The 13650-nt window shown below is 51.5% G+C and carries 11 protein-coding genes, 9 tRNA genes, 2 other RNA genes and 1 pseudogene; 2 read left to right on the plus strand and 21 right to left on the minus strand.

Going from position 1 to position 13650, the window contains the following annotated elements:
- The first annotated feature begins 379 nt into the window (after positions 1-379).
- Complete coding sequence (locus tag JRI46_09945; GenBank protein MBW2039900.1) at positions 380-1009, plus strand: lytic transglycosylase domain-containing protein; 630 nt, start codon at positions 380-382, stop codon at positions 1007-1009.
- A gap of 92 nt (positions 1010-1101) precedes the next feature.
- On the opposite strand, the gene JRI46_09950 is transcribed toward JRI46_09945, so the two are convergent.
- The 21 genes and pseudogenes from JRI46_09950 to JRI46_10050 form a co-directional block, all read right to left on the minus strand.
- A tRNA-Asp gene (locus JRI46_09950) sits at positions 1102-1179 on the minus strand.
- Between the two features lie 120 nt (positions 1180-1299).
- Positions 1300-1375, minus strand: a tRNA-Val gene (locus JRI46_09955).
- A 47-nt stretch (positions 1376-1422) separates the two neighbouring features.
- Positions 1423-2664, minus strand: coding sequence for an ATP-dependent Clp protease ATP-binding subunit ClpX (gene clpX / locus JRI46_09960; protein ID MBW2039901.1), 1242 nt, complete (start codon positions 2662-2664; stop codon positions 1423-1425).
- Positions 2664-3275 carry an ATP-dependent Clp endopeptidase proteolytic subunit ClpP gene (gene clpP, locus JRI46_09965; GenBank protein MBW2039902.1) on the minus strand — a complete coding sequence of 204 codons (612 nt, stop codon included), beginning with the start codon at positions 3273-3275 and terminating at the stop codon, positions 2664-2666. The genes clpX and clpP overlap by 1 nt, the downstream gene beginning before the upstream one ends.
- A 13-nt stretch (positions 3276-3288) precedes the next feature.
- Complete coding sequence (tig, locus tag JRI46_09970; protein MBW2039903.1) at positions 3289-4560, minus strand: trigger factor; 1272 nt, start codon at positions 4558-4560, stop codon at positions 3289-3291.
- Positions 4561-4585: 25 nt separating this feature from the next.
- Positions 4586-4673: transfer RNA gene (locus JRI46_09975), tRNA-Leu, on the minus strand.
- Positions 4674-4709: 36 nt separating this feature from the next.
- Positions 4710-4785 (minus strand) — tRNA-Lys (locus JRI46_09980).
- Positions 4786-4794: 9 nt separating this feature from the next.
- Positions 4795-4871 (minus strand) — tRNA-Arg (locus tag JRI46_09985).
- A gap of 7 nt (positions 4872-4878) precedes the next feature.
- A tRNA-His gene (locus JRI46_09990) sits at positions 4879-4953 on the minus strand.
- 7 nt (positions 4954-4960) lie between these two features.
- Positions 4961-5037, minus strand: a tRNA-Arg gene (locus tag JRI46_09995).
- Between the two features lie 61 nt (positions 5038-5098).
- Positions 5099-5176: transfer RNA gene (locus JRI46_10000), tRNA-Pro, on the minus strand.
- A gap of 55 nt (positions 5177-5231) precedes the next feature.
- The gene (locus JRI46_10005) at positions 5232-5825 is read right to left on the minus strand and encodes an XTP/dITP diphosphatase (GenBank protein ID MBW2039904.1); all 594 of its coding nucleotides are present in this window, start codon (positions 5823-5825) and stop codon (positions 5232-5234) included.
- Positions 5822-6550: a ribonuclease PH gene (rph, locus tag JRI46_10010; GenBank protein MBW2039905.1), complete on the minus strand. Its 729-nt coding sequence runs from the start codon at positions 6548-6550 to the stop codon at positions 5822-5824. Before rph ends, JRI46_10005 begins: the two co-directional genes overlap by 4 nt.
- A gap of 19 nt (positions 6551-6569) precedes the next feature.
- Positions 6570-6916: a transfer-messenger RNA gene (gene ssrA, locus JRI46_10015) on the minus strand.
- Between the two features lie 21 nt (positions 6917-6937).
- The gene (smpB, locus tag JRI46_10020; GenBank protein MBW2039906.1) at positions 6938-7396 is read right to left on the minus strand and encodes an SsrA-binding protein SmpB; all 459 of its coding nucleotides are present in this window, start codon (positions 7394-7396) and stop codon (positions 6938-6940) included.
- Between the two features lie 66 nt (positions 7397-7462).
- Entirely contained in the window at positions 7463-9655 is a 2193-nt protein-coding gene (locus tag JRI46_10025) for a PAS domain-containing protein (protein MBW2039907.1), read from the minus strand.
- Positions 9652-10218 (minus strand): DUF4390 domain-containing protein, encoded by a 567-nt coding sequence (locus tag JRI46_10030; protein ID MBW2039908.1) that lies wholly within the window; start codon positions 10216-10218, stop codon positions 9652-9654. The genes JRI46_10025 and JRI46_10030 overlap by 4 nt, the downstream gene beginning before the upstream one ends.
- 49 nt (positions 10219-10267) lie before the next feature.
- An RNA gene (gene rnpB, locus JRI46_10035) (RNase P RNA component class A) lies at positions 10268-10633 on the minus strand.
- A gap of 6 nt (positions 10634-10639) precedes the next feature.
- Positions 10640-11068 (minus strand): annotated as a pseudogene (locus JRI46_10040) (ribonuclease HI family protein).
- A 9-nt stretch (positions 11069-11077) separates the two neighbouring features.
- Entirely contained in the window at positions 11078-11794 is a 717-nt protein-coding gene (locus JRI46_10045) for a hypothetical protein (GenBank protein ID MBW2039909.1), read from the minus strand.
- 122 nt (positions 11795-11916) lie between these two features.
- Positions 11917-11989, minus strand: a tRNA-Ile gene (locus JRI46_10050).
- Between the two features lie 243 nt (positions 11990-12232).
- Between JRI46_10050 and glmU the strand changes: the two genes are divergently transcribed.
- Positions 12233-13650: bifunctional UDP-N-acetylglucosamine diphosphorylase/glucosamine-1-phosphate N-acetyltransferase GlmU (gene glmU / locus JRI46_10055; protein ID MBW2039910.1), on the plus strand; the 1418-nt coding region annotated here is incomplete at its 3' end.

Raw genomic sequence — 13650 nt, forward strand, 5'->3', positions numbered from 1 at the left:
AGTTTACTAAATAATGAGATAATTGTGACAAGAATAAAGAATTGAAGCCGAATTTTAGCTTCAGATCTTAGCTTTTCTTGGTGAAGTTTGGTTTTGACAATTGGTCATAATTGTGAGTAAATTTACTCAAAATCTTGAGTAATCTGTATTAAAGCCCATGCTTAAAAGTCCAATCTATAATTTACTTCGTGATCGTTTGTGGGTAGCTTCTCATAAGACGACCCCTTATTCCAACCTCAAAGCGATGCCTAGCCAGATTTGCCCTTGACAAATTCTATATATTGTGGTATATATTATCCAAACCACAATATAGTGGTAAAAATTAGAAAGGTTCTCGTTTTTGCCACTGGTGAGTATGAAAAAAGGAGGCAATCAAAAAATGGATGATAAAGCAGCTAGGCATATTGGTGCACAAGCGCTTTCTATTGCATTCGCCTTCGCCCTCGTGGTGTTCGTTGCCCTTGCCACCATTCTCATATATCAAAATTTCGAGCTATCCCGCCGCATCGACAGTGTCATCGGGTCGCAAGCCGAGATCAAGGCCCAGTTCCAAGAACTCCAGAGGGAGGTAGACCGGCTCAACTCGTTTTTCGCACCCCAAGGCATCAAAAAGATGTCATCGAGGTTGAAAAAGTTCGGTCACCTCGAAGATGGGGAAGCTAACTATTATGCCGCCCTCATTTACGTCTATTCCAACAAGAACGGGCTCGACCCATTTTTAGTCTACTCTGTCATCCAAACCGAGTCCAATTTTGTGCAGGAGGCCGTTTCACCTAAGGGTGCCAGGGGACTTATGCAGGTCATGCCCTCGTGGAGCAGGGGATTTGACATCTCCCCTGACGACCTTTTCCACCCCGCCGTAAATATCCGTGTGGGGACGTCAATCTTGAGGGATGAGGTGAGAAGACTCAGAGATTGGCAGAAGGCATTGGCCGTCTATAATTCCGGTAGATCCCACGGCAGGGGTAAGTACGTAGAAAAGGTCATGGACATCTATAAAATGTTATGAATGAAATCCCTGAAATTTCATTTTGACGAAGTTTCTCTCTAAATCCAAAAAGAAGAGGGGTTAACCAAGGCTGATTAACCCCTTAAGATTGCTGGCGGGGACGACGAGACTTGAACTCGTGACCTCCGGCGTGACAGGCCGGCGTTCTAACCAATCTGAACTACGCCCCCGAGAAAAGCTTTGCTTTTACCTTTAACTCATAGCTTATAACCACTAGCTATGAGAAAACGCATCTTTAGCCACAGGCTACACGTTACCAGTTACTGGTAAATGACCCCTGGTCATTTCCTTGGTAGGCGGAACAGGATTTGAACCTGTGACCTCCGGCTTGTAAGGCCGGCGCTCTCCCACCTGAGCTATCCGCCCTTAAAACCTATAACAGGACCAAAAGCCGCCGGTGTTAACCGATTCCCCTAGGCGACCTTGGCCTCCTTTTCATAGAGGAGGATAGGACCCTCCCCTTTCAAGATCGCCTCTTCACTGATCATACACTCACGTACATTCCCCTTAGAGGGTATCTCATACATGATGTCCAGCATGATGTTCTCTAAGATGGCCTGAAGCCCCCTGGCCCCCGATTTCCTCTTCAGGGCCTCCTTGGCCACAGCCACCAGGGCCCCTTCAGTGAACTCCAGTTTCACTCTTTCCATCTCGAAGAGCTTTCTGTACTGTTTGACCAGGGCATTTTTTGGTCTCTTTAAGATCTCGACTAAGGCCTTCTCATCCAGCTCATTCAGGGTGGCGATGACGGGCAGCCTCCCTATGAACTCGGGGATCAAGCCGAACTTCAGCAGGTCCTCTGGCTGGACCTCCTTCAAGATGTCCCCGATCCGTTTGTCACCCCTGCTCTTTACCTCGGCCCCAAAGCCTATCCCCTTTACCCCGATCCTTTCCTCAATGATTTTCTCCAGGCCTACAAAGGTCCCCCCACAGACGAAGAGGATATCGGTGGTGTCCACCTGGATGAACTCCTGCTGGGGGTGCTTTCTTCCCCCCTTGGGGGGAACACTGGCCGTGGTCCCCTCCAAGATCTTGAGCAATGCCTGCTGCACACCTTCCCCTGATACATCCCTGGTAATGGAGGGGCTATCAGACTTGCGGGAGATCTTATCGACTTCATCGATGTAGACGATGCCCCGGGAGGCACGACTTACGTCATAATCGGCGGCCTGCAGGAGATTCAGAATGATATTCTCCACGTCTTCCCCCACATAACCCGCCTCCGTCAGGGTGGTGGCGTCGGCGATGGTAAAAGGTACATCTAGGATCTTTGCTAGGGTCTGAGCCAGTAGGGTCTTACCCGTCCCTGTGGGCCCGATCAGGAGGATATTGCTCTTCTGGATCTCTATGTCGTTGATCTTATTCCTGGTGTAGACCCTCTTATAGTGGTTGTGCACCGACACCGAGAGGATCTTTTTGGCCTTCTCCTGACCGATCACATATTCGTCCAAGACCCTCTTGATCTCCATCGGCTTGGGGACTGTGGTCTTAATGAGAGGTCCCTTCTCGAACTCCTCGGTGATGATCTCGTTACACAATTCAATACATTCATCACAGATGTAGACCCGCGGACCGGCGATCAGCTTGCGGACCTGATCCTGACTCTTCCCACAGAAGGAGCAGCACAAGGGCCGCCCTCCCCTTCTCTTATCCATCACTCCCCCCCTTGAGTCTTTGGTTTTGGTCTTTGGACAACCACCTCATCTATTATACCATACTCTTTGGCCTGGGGGCCGGTCATATAGAAATCCCTGTCGGTATCCGCCTGGATCCTCTCCAAGGTCTGGCCAGTATGCTTCATCAAGATATTGTTCAGTTCTTCGCGCAGCCTTAGGATCTCCCGGGCCTGGATATCTACATCAGTGGCTGGGCCTTGAAATCCCCCCATTGGTTGGTGCAAGAGGATCCGGGAGCAAGGCAGGGCATACCGCTTTCCCTTGGCCCCTGCCGCTAATAGCAACGCCCCCATGCTTGATGCCTGCCCCATACAGATGGTGGAGACATCCGGTCTTATGTACTGCATGGTGTCATAGATGGCCAGGCCGGCTGTCACCAATCCCCCAGGGGTATTGATATAGAGGTATACATCCTTTTCCGGATCTTCAGATTCGAGAAAGAGCATCTGGGCGATCACCAGGTTGGCCAGTTCATCATCGATGGTCATCCCCACGAAGATGATCCTTTCCCTCAGCAAGCGGGAGTAGATGTCGTAGGCCCTCTCAGCGCGGCCATCCCTCTCTACTACAATAGGTATTAAGCTAGTCATCTCTCTACTTCCCTTAGACTTCATACTCAATCTCGGCCTCAGCGATGAGGAGATCCAAGACCTTTTCCCGCTGTAGAGACTGTCGCAGGACGGCCAAGAGGGAGGAATCCTGCTTAAGTTCTTCCAGGGTCCTGTTATAGGCCCGGGCCATCTCCTTCAACCTATCCTCCAGTTCCCCCTCCGCTACCTCTATGCCATTCTGCAGGGCGATCTCCTCTAGCAGGAAGGAGGCCTTTACCTCTCTCTCCGCCACCTTCAGATACTCCTCCTGCAACTCCCTTTCCTCTTCTGGGAGGAGTCCTCTTTGCTGGGCCGCCAATCTGAATTTGACCTCTTGCAGGAGTTCTTGCTTCCGCCGCTGCACCAGATAGGAGGGGACCTCCAGGGGATTTTCTTGCAGGAGTTGGGTGATCACCTCATGCCTCAATTCCTCCTTGAACTTGCGTTCTTTGGCCCTTTGCAGATCCCTCCTTATCTTCTCCCTCAGGTCCTTCAGATTTTTATAGTCCCCCACGTCCCTGGCGAACTCATCATCCAGAGGTGGAAGAACCCTTTGCTTGATCTCCTTGACCTTGACCCGAAAGGTGACCTCTTTGTCGGCCAAGTCCTTACGGGGGTGATCGGGGGGAATGGCCACCTTTATCTCCTTTTCCACCCCTGTCTTTTTCCCTATCAAACCCTCTTCAAAGCCAGGGACCATGGTCCCTGAGCCCACCTCCAACAGGTAGTTCTCCGCCTTCCCCTCCCGTATAGGTCTCGTCCCGAGGAGGCCTTGAAAGTCCAAGAGGACCACATCCCCCTCCCCCACTCGATCGCGCCCCTCAACCTGTCTTACCTGGGAATGCAAACCCCTGATCCTCTCCAGTTCGCCTTCTACCTCTTCAAGGGTGACCTCTTCCCTTTGCCCCTTCAGCTTTAACCCCTTGTAGCCTTTTATCTCTATCCTTGGCCTCACCTCCACGACGGCCGAATAGCCGAAGGGTCTCTCCGGTGCAAACTCTCCGGCGTCGATTAGGGGGGGGGCGATAGGTTCAATGGATTCTTGGGAGATGGCCTTGGGGTATGTCTCGTTGATGAGATAGGAGATAGCCTTCTCCTTTACATAATCCCTATAATGCCTCTCCAGGATATCTCTGGGGATCCTGCCCGGGCGAAAACCCTTTATCTTGGCCCTCTTCTGAAGGTCCTTGTATAAGGATTCAATTACCTCTGTTACCTGTAGGGTTGGGACTTCCACCTGAAGCCTCTTCTTCGTCGGACTGAGCTCTTCTGCATTGACCTTCAATGGCTTAACCCTGAGTTATTTTTCTTGGTGCGAGAGGGGGGACTCGAACCCCCATCCGTCTAAGGCGGGCTGGATCCTAAGTCCAGTGCGTCTACCAGTTTCGCCACTCTCGCTCTCGGCTCGTCTGCCAATGAGCCCTTTTGTCAACTTGGTGGGCCGTCAGGGGCTCGAACCCCGAACCTACTGATTAAGAGTCAGTTGCTCTACCAGCTGAGCTAACGGCCCATCCTTCTTTGGCACGCCCGGGGCGACTCGAACGCCCGACCTGCGGATTCGAAGTCCGACGCTCTATCCATCTGAGCTACGGGCGCATATTTTTGGGGTGAGTGAAGGGATTTGAACCCTCGACATCTGGAGCCACAGTCCAGCGCTCTACCCCTGAGCTACACTCACCATCAAATGGCACGCCTGGCAGGATTCGAACCTGCGACCTACGGATTAGAAGTCCGTTGCTCTATCCATCTGAGCTACAGGCGCCCATTCAATAATCTATCACCAACACTGGTGGTTGTAAAGAGGGACCTCCCTTCCCTTTACTTGGTCGGGGCGAGAGGATTTGAACCTCCGACCCCCTGCTCCCAAGGCAGGTGCGCTTGCCCGGCTGCGCTACGCCCCGTTTACGGGCAGAGGATTATACCTCTTCCCTTTAAAATTGCAAGCCATAAAGATGGCTAGAGAAGGTCTTTTAAAATCTCTTTCAGGGTAGCCAGGGCCTTGCCCCTATGGCTTACCTTGTTCTTTTCCTCTAAAGGGAGCTCGGCAAGGGTTTTGCCAAGCCCGGGGAGGAGGAAGAGGGGATCATACCCGAACCCCTTCTCCCCTCTTGCTTTATCACCGATTACCCCTCTGCACTCTCCCTCTACCCATGTCTCCCCCCCCTGGGGATCGACCACAGCGATCACACAGCGAAAGGAGGCCCCCCTCTGGAAAGGAGGCACGCCTTCCAAAAGCTGGAGGAGTTTACGGTTGTTATCCGCTTCCGAGGCCCCATCACCCGCAAACCTGGCGGAGCGCACCCCTGGCTCTCCCTCTAAAAAATCAACTTCCAGCCCAGAGTCATCAGCTATGGTCAACCTGCCGGTATGATATGCCACAATCCTAGCCTTTTTTAGGGCATTTTCCCGAAAGGTCCTCCCTTCTTCCTCTATGGGGGGGAGGGAGGGGAAGTCCTTAAGGGATAGGACCTTTACCTCCATCTCCCGCAATGACTCCTCGATCTCCCAGAGCTTGCCAGGATTTTTTGTGGCGATGACTATCCTCTTCAAACCTCCTCTTGCCCCAGGACTTCCTTTTGAATTTTGCTCAACTCCCGGATCCCCTTTATTGCTAAGAAGATCATCTTATCTAGTTCACCTTTGGAAAAGGGGGATTCCTCCGCCGTCCCTTGGACCTCGACGAACTCCCCCTTGCTGGTCATCACTAGGTTCATGTCCACCTGGGCCCGGGAGTCCTCATTGTAGTCCAAATCTAGGAACATCTCTCCGTCCACTATCCCTGCGCTGACGGCCGCCACGGAGTCCTTGACTGGGATTTCCTCGATCTCTCTATTCTTTTTGAGCCAGCGAAAGGCATCCACCAAGGCCACGTAGGCCCCCGTAATAGAGGCCGTTCTGGTCCCGCCATCGGCCTGGATCACATCACAATCCAACAGGATGGTCCTCTCTCCGAAGGCGTTCAGGTCGGCCACCGATCGCAAGGAACGGCCGATTAGTCGCTGGATCTCTTGGGTCCGCCCCCCCACCTTCCCCCGTACTGATTCCCTGGGTGCCCTTATGTGAGTAGAACGGGGGAGCATGGAGTACTCCGCCCTCACCCAACCAGTCCCCGTGTTCTTTAAGAAGGGGGGGATACTTTCCTCTACCGTGGCAGTACAAATCACCTTTGTATCCCCCACTTCGATCAAGACGGATCCCTCGGCGTGTTTGATGTAATAACGGGTGATCTTTACCCTTCTCAGCTCATCCCACTGACGTCCGTCGTTCCTGGCCATTCTCCTCAGCAAAAATTATTGGTGGAGGCGGCGGGAATCGAACCCGCGTCCGGAAGCAGATCCTTAAGGGTATTTACATGCTTAGCCTGGATTTTCCTTTCACCTCTTGGGGCTCCTCCGGGCAGGATTCCCAAGGGCTAGCTTATGGAAACTCACCCCTTCCTTATAAGCATCAGAAGGAGCTAGCCTGCATCTCTGACGCCCTTCCCATGCCTGCAGGCGAACTTGGGAGGACGTTAGCCGCACCTTAGGCGGCTAAGGCATAGTCATAGTTGGCACTTGTGTTGGTTCCCATTTTTTTACGAGGGTTGGGACCTCGACATGCACCCCTTATCTCTCTACCCCCGTCGAACCCATTTCGCCCCCACACAGTATTATACCACTTTTTTATTTAATATAAGAGCGCTCCACCTCCCTTTCCATGTCCTTCCTTTTCAAGGTCTCCCTTTTATCATACAACTTCTTCCCCTTGGCCAGGGCCACCTCTACCTTGGCCCGGCCATGAGAGAAGTAGATGTTTAAAGGGATGAGGGAAAAGCCTTTCTCCTTTACCTTTCCCCTCAGGCGATGGATCTCCTTTTTGTGCAAGAGGAGTTTTCTCGGCCTAAGAGGGTCTTGGTTAAAACGGTTGCCGAAGGCATAGGGGCTGATGTGGACATCCAATAAAAAGGCCTCTCCGTCCTTGATCTTGGCATATCCATCCTTTATATTGACCTTCCCCTCGCGTAAGGCCTTCACCTCCGTCCCCTTCAAGACTATTCCGGCCTCATAGCTCGCCTCGATAAAATAATCGTGCCGGGCCTTGCGATTTTGGGCAACTAATTTTATCCCTTTCCCCTCTCTCATCTCCCCATACCTTCAAAATATTTTAACACCTTTTGATAAATTTTCAAGGAAATAAAAGATCTCCTTTTAAGCCCTCAAGGGGAGGTCGATGATGAACCTGGTCCCCTTGGGGTGGTTGTCTCTCACCCTGATATAGCCGTTGTGATCAGATATAATGGTATTGACGATGGCCAAGCCAAGCCCTGTACCCGCCTTCTTGGTGGAAAAGTAGGGTTCGAAGAGCTTGGGTTTGTCCTCATCGGAGATCCCACAGCCGTTGTCTCGCACCTCAAGGGTAACCATCTGTAGAGAGGGATTGTATTTGACCTCAATTTCTACCACTCCATTGCCGTCCACCGCAGCCACAGCGTTGTCCAATAGGTTGATGATCACCCTCTTCATCTGCTCGCGATCCACCTTGAAGATGGGGAGCTCGGGGTCGGCGAAGAAGTGGAAGAGGACCTCGCGGTGGGCCTCCTTATAGAGGATGAGGCTCTCACTGATGATCTCATTAAGGTCATTGGGGCTGGGATTCACCGCGGGCATCCGGGCAAAACTGGAGAACTCGTTGACCAGGTTCTTCAGCTCGTTTACTTGGTGGATGATGGTATTGGTGCATTCCTCGAAGACCCTGGCGTCACCTACTATTTTATCCCGATATCTCTTATAGATCCTCTGGGCGGAGAGCTGAATGGGGGTCAGCGGATTCTTTATCTCATGGGCTATCCTCGTGGCCACCTCCCTCCAGGCGGCTAAGCGCTGCATCTTGATGAGATGGGTGAGGTCATCGAAGACCGCCACCATCCCCAGGTATTCCCCTTTCTCGTCTCGCAGGATATTTACACTTGCCAGGACGGTGAGGACCTTGTCCTTCAAGGTGATCTCCATCTGTTTTTCGATGCTCTCACTCCGGGAGGCATTTATCTCCTTGATCAACTCCCTGGCTATCTTTCTGTATTCGGGTTGCAGGACCTTGCGGTAGTTCTTCCCCAGGACGTCCGCTGCCTGGACATCCAACATCCTCTCCGTGGATTTGTTAACCGTGGTAATCCTCCCCTCTTTATCGAGGGAGATCACCCCTGCCGCCACGTTCTCTAGGACGATCTCCATGTATTTGCGCCGTTGCTCCAGCTCCAGATTGGTGCGTTGAAGGGCCAGGTTGCTCTCCTCCAGCTGGATCTTGCCGGTCTTGAGGTCGTGGGTCATTTTGTTAAAGGCCCTTACCAAGGCACCTATCTCGTCCTTGGCCTCCAAATCGAGGTGGAAATCGAGGTCGCCGCTGGCCACCCGCCGGGTCCCCTCGGCCATTTCCTTGATGGGGACAGTCAACTCCTTGGCGAAACGAAAACCGAACCAGGTGGCGGAGAAGATGATCAACAGGGTGATAAGGAGGAGAATCATGATGTAGTTGGAGGTCAGGGGCCTTTGTAAGATCTTTGACTGCCTGTAATCAACAAAGGCCTGGGATATTTCCTCCATCTTGGCCACCAAGTTTTGGGGGATGTAGTAGCCAGCCACCACCCCCCCAGCCACCCTTTTGCCGACATAAAAGGGGCTTCCTCCCCAGATTATCTCCCCTCCACCCAATGATGGGGAGATCTTGGACATCTCTTTCCCATCCAATATTCCCTTTACCAACTCTTTAGGAAGGCCCCCCACACTATAGAGGAGGTGAGGGTCTATGACCTCAGCCACCACCTTACCTTTGGGGGAAAATATCGAAATCCACCCCAGGTTGTACTCCTTTCTCTTTTTCTCTAAGAGCACCTTTAAGGGGATCCCCTCCCTGCCCCCAGAGGCGAGCTTACTTATCATTTTGCTATAATGGATGGTGTTCTTGGCGAAGTCCCGGTAGTAGGTTTGCGCTACCTCTAAGGAACCCTGAAGGGAGTTTTCAACCTGGACATTGAACCAGTTCTCCACACTATGGGTGATGAAGATGGCCGAGGTGAAGAACAAAAGCATGGTGGGGACCAGGGAGAGAGAGACAAAGGCCGCCACCAACTTCGTCTTTAACCTAGTCCCCAAGACCCTCCTTTTGCGCTCAAAAAGGAGTTTGACTAGGTTTCTGACCACCAGAAAGATCAACAGTAAGAGGAGGATGAGGTTGATGTTGATGATGCTGAAGAAGAGGATGTTGCTCCCGATGGGGACCTGAGACCTAATTTGAGGGAGATGGATCTCCAGATAGGTAATCCCCACGATGAGGAGGGCGATCACTATGATGATGAAGAATTCTCTCCTCCTCTTCCTTTTTTCTGTATCTAAATCTTTGCTCATTGTTCTACCTTAAATGTATGATGGTACCAATCGGTCTCAAAATCCCAAAGGGAGACGAAGAACAGTATGCATTCCAGCCGTAGGGGGAGCTTCACTGGATCGAGTTCCGCCTTGATGGCCAGTTCATATCTTCCCCCCTTCAGTTCTTTTTGCACTGCCACAGTAAATCCCTCTACCCGGGCCATATATACCTTCGCCTCCTCCAGATCCTTGACCCTTATCTCCTTTCCCTTCTCCTCGAGCCAGATGCGAAAATCCTTTTTTAGGTTATCATAAACAATGTCATGTTGGAATTGGTGATTGGCGATCTTTTTGTCCCAGATAATAGGGCGTTTTTTATGCAATCTTACGAAAAAATTAAAAGTGGTGGGGACCCCAGCCTTGATGGCTTCCTCCATCTTATTGTTAAAACAATTTTTTACGGAAAAACTGATTGATAAAGCCCCTTTCTCCCTCTCCATACGGAGACCCTCAATGAAGGCCTCTTCCCCCTTCGCCAGGGACAGAGGAGAGGCAGAGGCAAAAAGGATTATCAGGATTCCTATCCAAAACGCCTTCGCCATCACATCCACTTCTTTTGTTATTGAATGAGGCCAGGGAGTTGCGGCAGAGGCCTATCGTAGATCATAAGCCGAGTTCTGTTCTCCCTTGGGGAGTGGTGATCATTTATCTAGGATAGGTGTTACCGCCTATCTCCAGCGACCTACCCGAGGGTCTGGGGTGGGCCACCCCTTTCCCCTCCTATTCGGTCTTGCTCCGGATGGGGTTTACCAAGCTATCCCGATCGCTCGGAATACTGGTGAGCTCTTACCTCACCCTTTCACCCTTACCCCCAATAATTGGAGGCGGTCTGGTTTCTGTGGCACTTTCCTGACCCCTAAATGGGGGCAGTCGCCGTTAGCGACCATCCTGCCCTCTGGAGCTCGGACTTTCCTCTGATCCTATCTTTACAGGACCAGCGACCACCTGATCCACCTTATCCCTTACCGCCTCCCTGGCCAGACGATCCGCCTCTCGGTTTTCCTCTCTCGGTATGTAATTGATCTGCCAGCGAGCGAAATGCCCTAAAAGTCCTCTCGCCTCCTCTTCTAAGGTCTTGAGTTTGCCATCTCGTACGCGGTAAATCCCCTTGATTTGGTTCACCACCAGTTCGGAATCGAGATAGATCTCTATCTTCTTCGGCCCCAACTTCTTGGCCTCTTGGAGACCCAAGACCAATGCTCTATACTCTGCTATATTGTTGGTTACTGACCCCAAATATCTCTTTATTTGATATAAGATCCTCCCCTTTCCATCCTTTACGATTGCCCCTGCCCCTCCCTCTCCAGGATTTCCTTTGCAGGATCCATCCGCATACAAAAGGACCTTTCTTTCTCCCCTTCCAGGGGGATTTGATGTGGGAGATGTCCTCATGTTATTAATTTAATTATTTTTAGTGCCTTCCCAATAGAGAATTCGATTACAATTAGGACAAAGGATGATCTCCCTATTTTTCTGGACCTCGTTATACATTTGGGGGGGGATATTGACATAACACCCCTGGCAGGCCTCATTCTTCACCAAGACAATGGCTATCCCATCCCTCTTTTCCTTTATGGTATTATACCTTTTCAAGAGCTGAGGGTCCAGATCTTTTATTATCTCCTCTCTAGTCTGGTGCCCTTGGGCTATATCCTTCTCCACTTGAATCATCCGCTCCTTTACCTTTTCTATCTCCCCCTCTATCTCTTCCCTTTCCCTCTCGCCCTTTTCCTTTATGGACTCATAGTTGTCCTTTAGCTGGTCAATCTCCTCCAATATCTTGATGACCTCTTCCTCTTGCTGGCTATTGATCTCCTTGGCCCACTCGATCTCCTTCAGGAGGGCCTGGTACTCCTTATTGGTCTTGGCCTCCAGAAGTCGAAGTTGGGAGCGCTTTATCCTTTCGCTTTCCAGTCCCAACTCCCCCTCTTTCTTTCTCCTCTCTCTTTCTAGCTCCTCTATGCCCCTCTTTTTCTCCTCCTTTCTGTCCTCTAGCGATCTGAGCAACCCTTTTAGCCTTTCAAGCTCCAGGGGGTAAGCCCCCTTGTCCTTTTGGGCTTCATCTATGTCTTGTTCCACCTTCTGAAGTTTCCAAAGGAGTTGGAGCTGTCTTTTCAAAATCTGCTCCCCTGAAAAGGCCCAAAAAAGGTGCACCGTGAAAAGGTGCACCCCCTGCACTCAAGTCCTCCTTTTCTTTTCACCCAGTTAGACAAGCCGTAAACCCACACCTTATGCCCTAGTGGGCCCACCTGGAATCGAACCAGGGACCTTCCGGTTATGAGCCGGTGGCTCTACCAACTGAGCTATGGGCCCTTTATTCCTAAAGCAATATTATCGTTTAACTGAACCTTTGTGTCAAGAAAAAAAGGAAGGCACGAATTGACTCAAAAAAAGTTGCCGCAAGCAAGATTTAAAAGGATCGTTGACTCATAACAGGCTGTTGAAAAAGGCTCTTAAGTGCCAAAGAGACTAATTTTGGATATTGAAACTTTTTGATATTTAAGAGCTTTCAAAATTCCTATCCCCAAACAAAAAGGGACCCAGAAGTAAAGACAGTTGACAGAAAAAAGATCAGAGCAGAAAGAAAGGGATATATACTTAAATCAGACCCCGGCATCCCCCATCCTGCAGGATGGGCTTTTTTATCCCTCCTTGACAGGGCCACCGTTTAGTTATAATTTAGTCCTAAAGGGGTGGCAGATGGAAAGGGTGGCCGTCATCATCCTGGCTGCAGGCAAGGGGAAGAGGATGCGTTCAGGTCTGGTCAAGGTCCTCCATCCCTTGTTGGGGAGACCGATGTTGAGCTATCCCCTGGAGGTCGCCTTGGGGCAACTGCGTCCGGAGAAGACCTTAGTGGTCATCGGGCATCAGGGCGATGAGATCCGGGCCTCCTTCTCAGAGCCCAGGATCACCTTTGTAGAACAGGAGGACCAGCTCGGCACAGGCCATGCTGTATCAATAACTGAACCCATCCTAAGGGGATTCAACGGGACTATCGTCATCCTCTGCGGCGATATCCCCCTCATCAGTTCCCAAACCCTCAGGGGGATGTTAAACCACCACTGGGAAAAAGAGGCCGTCCTCACCCTCCTGACCTCACACATAGAGGACCCCGCTGGTTACGGCCGGGTGGTGCGGGGGGTCTTGAGCGGGGTACGGAAGGTCGTAGAGGAAAAGGATGCCACGGACCGAGAACTGGAAATCAAAGAGATCAACAGTGGGATCTATTGTGTGCAGAAACCCTTTCTCTTCCAGACCCTGGGGGCGATAAAATCGGACAACGCCCAGGGAGAATATTACCTTACGGACATCATCGAGATCGCCCACCATGAGAAAAAAAGGGTTTGCACCTTCTATGCCCCTGATCCTTGGGAGATCATGGGGGTCAACACCAGGGCCGACCTGGCCAAGGCCGAGGAGGTATTGGGAGAGAGGGTGCGGCAGCACTGGATGTCAGAGGGGGTGACCATCCAAGACCCCCAAAGTGTATATATAGAGCCAGATGTCCGCATCGGGAGAGATACTGTAATCCACTCCAACTGTTATCTACGCGGAAGGACCTCCATAGGTGAGGAGTGCCTGATTGGCCCCCAGGTAGAGATCATCGATTCCCAGATCGGGGACAGGGTACGGGTACGCTTTTGCACCCTGATCACCGAGAGTAGGGTCGAGAATGACGCTACAGTGGGCCCTTTTTCCCACCTGCGCCCCCTTACCCACCTGGAGAAGGGGGTCAGGATCGGCAACTTTGTGGAGGTAAAGAAGTCCAGGATTCGCAAAGGGACCAAGGCCAACCACCTTTCCTATATAGGGGACGCCGAGGTGGGGGAAGGGGTGAACATTGGTGCAGGGACCATCACCTGCAACTACGACGGCTACCAAAAGCACCAAACCATCATTGAGGAGGGGGTCTTCATGGGGAGCAACACGGCCCTGGTGGCCCCAGTCAAGATCGGGAAGGGGGCCTTGGTGGG

Source organism: Deltaproteobacteria bacterium (assembly GCA_019308925.1).
Classification (GTDB): Bacteria; Desulfobacterota; B13-G15; order B13-G15; family RBG-16-54-18; genus JAFDHG01.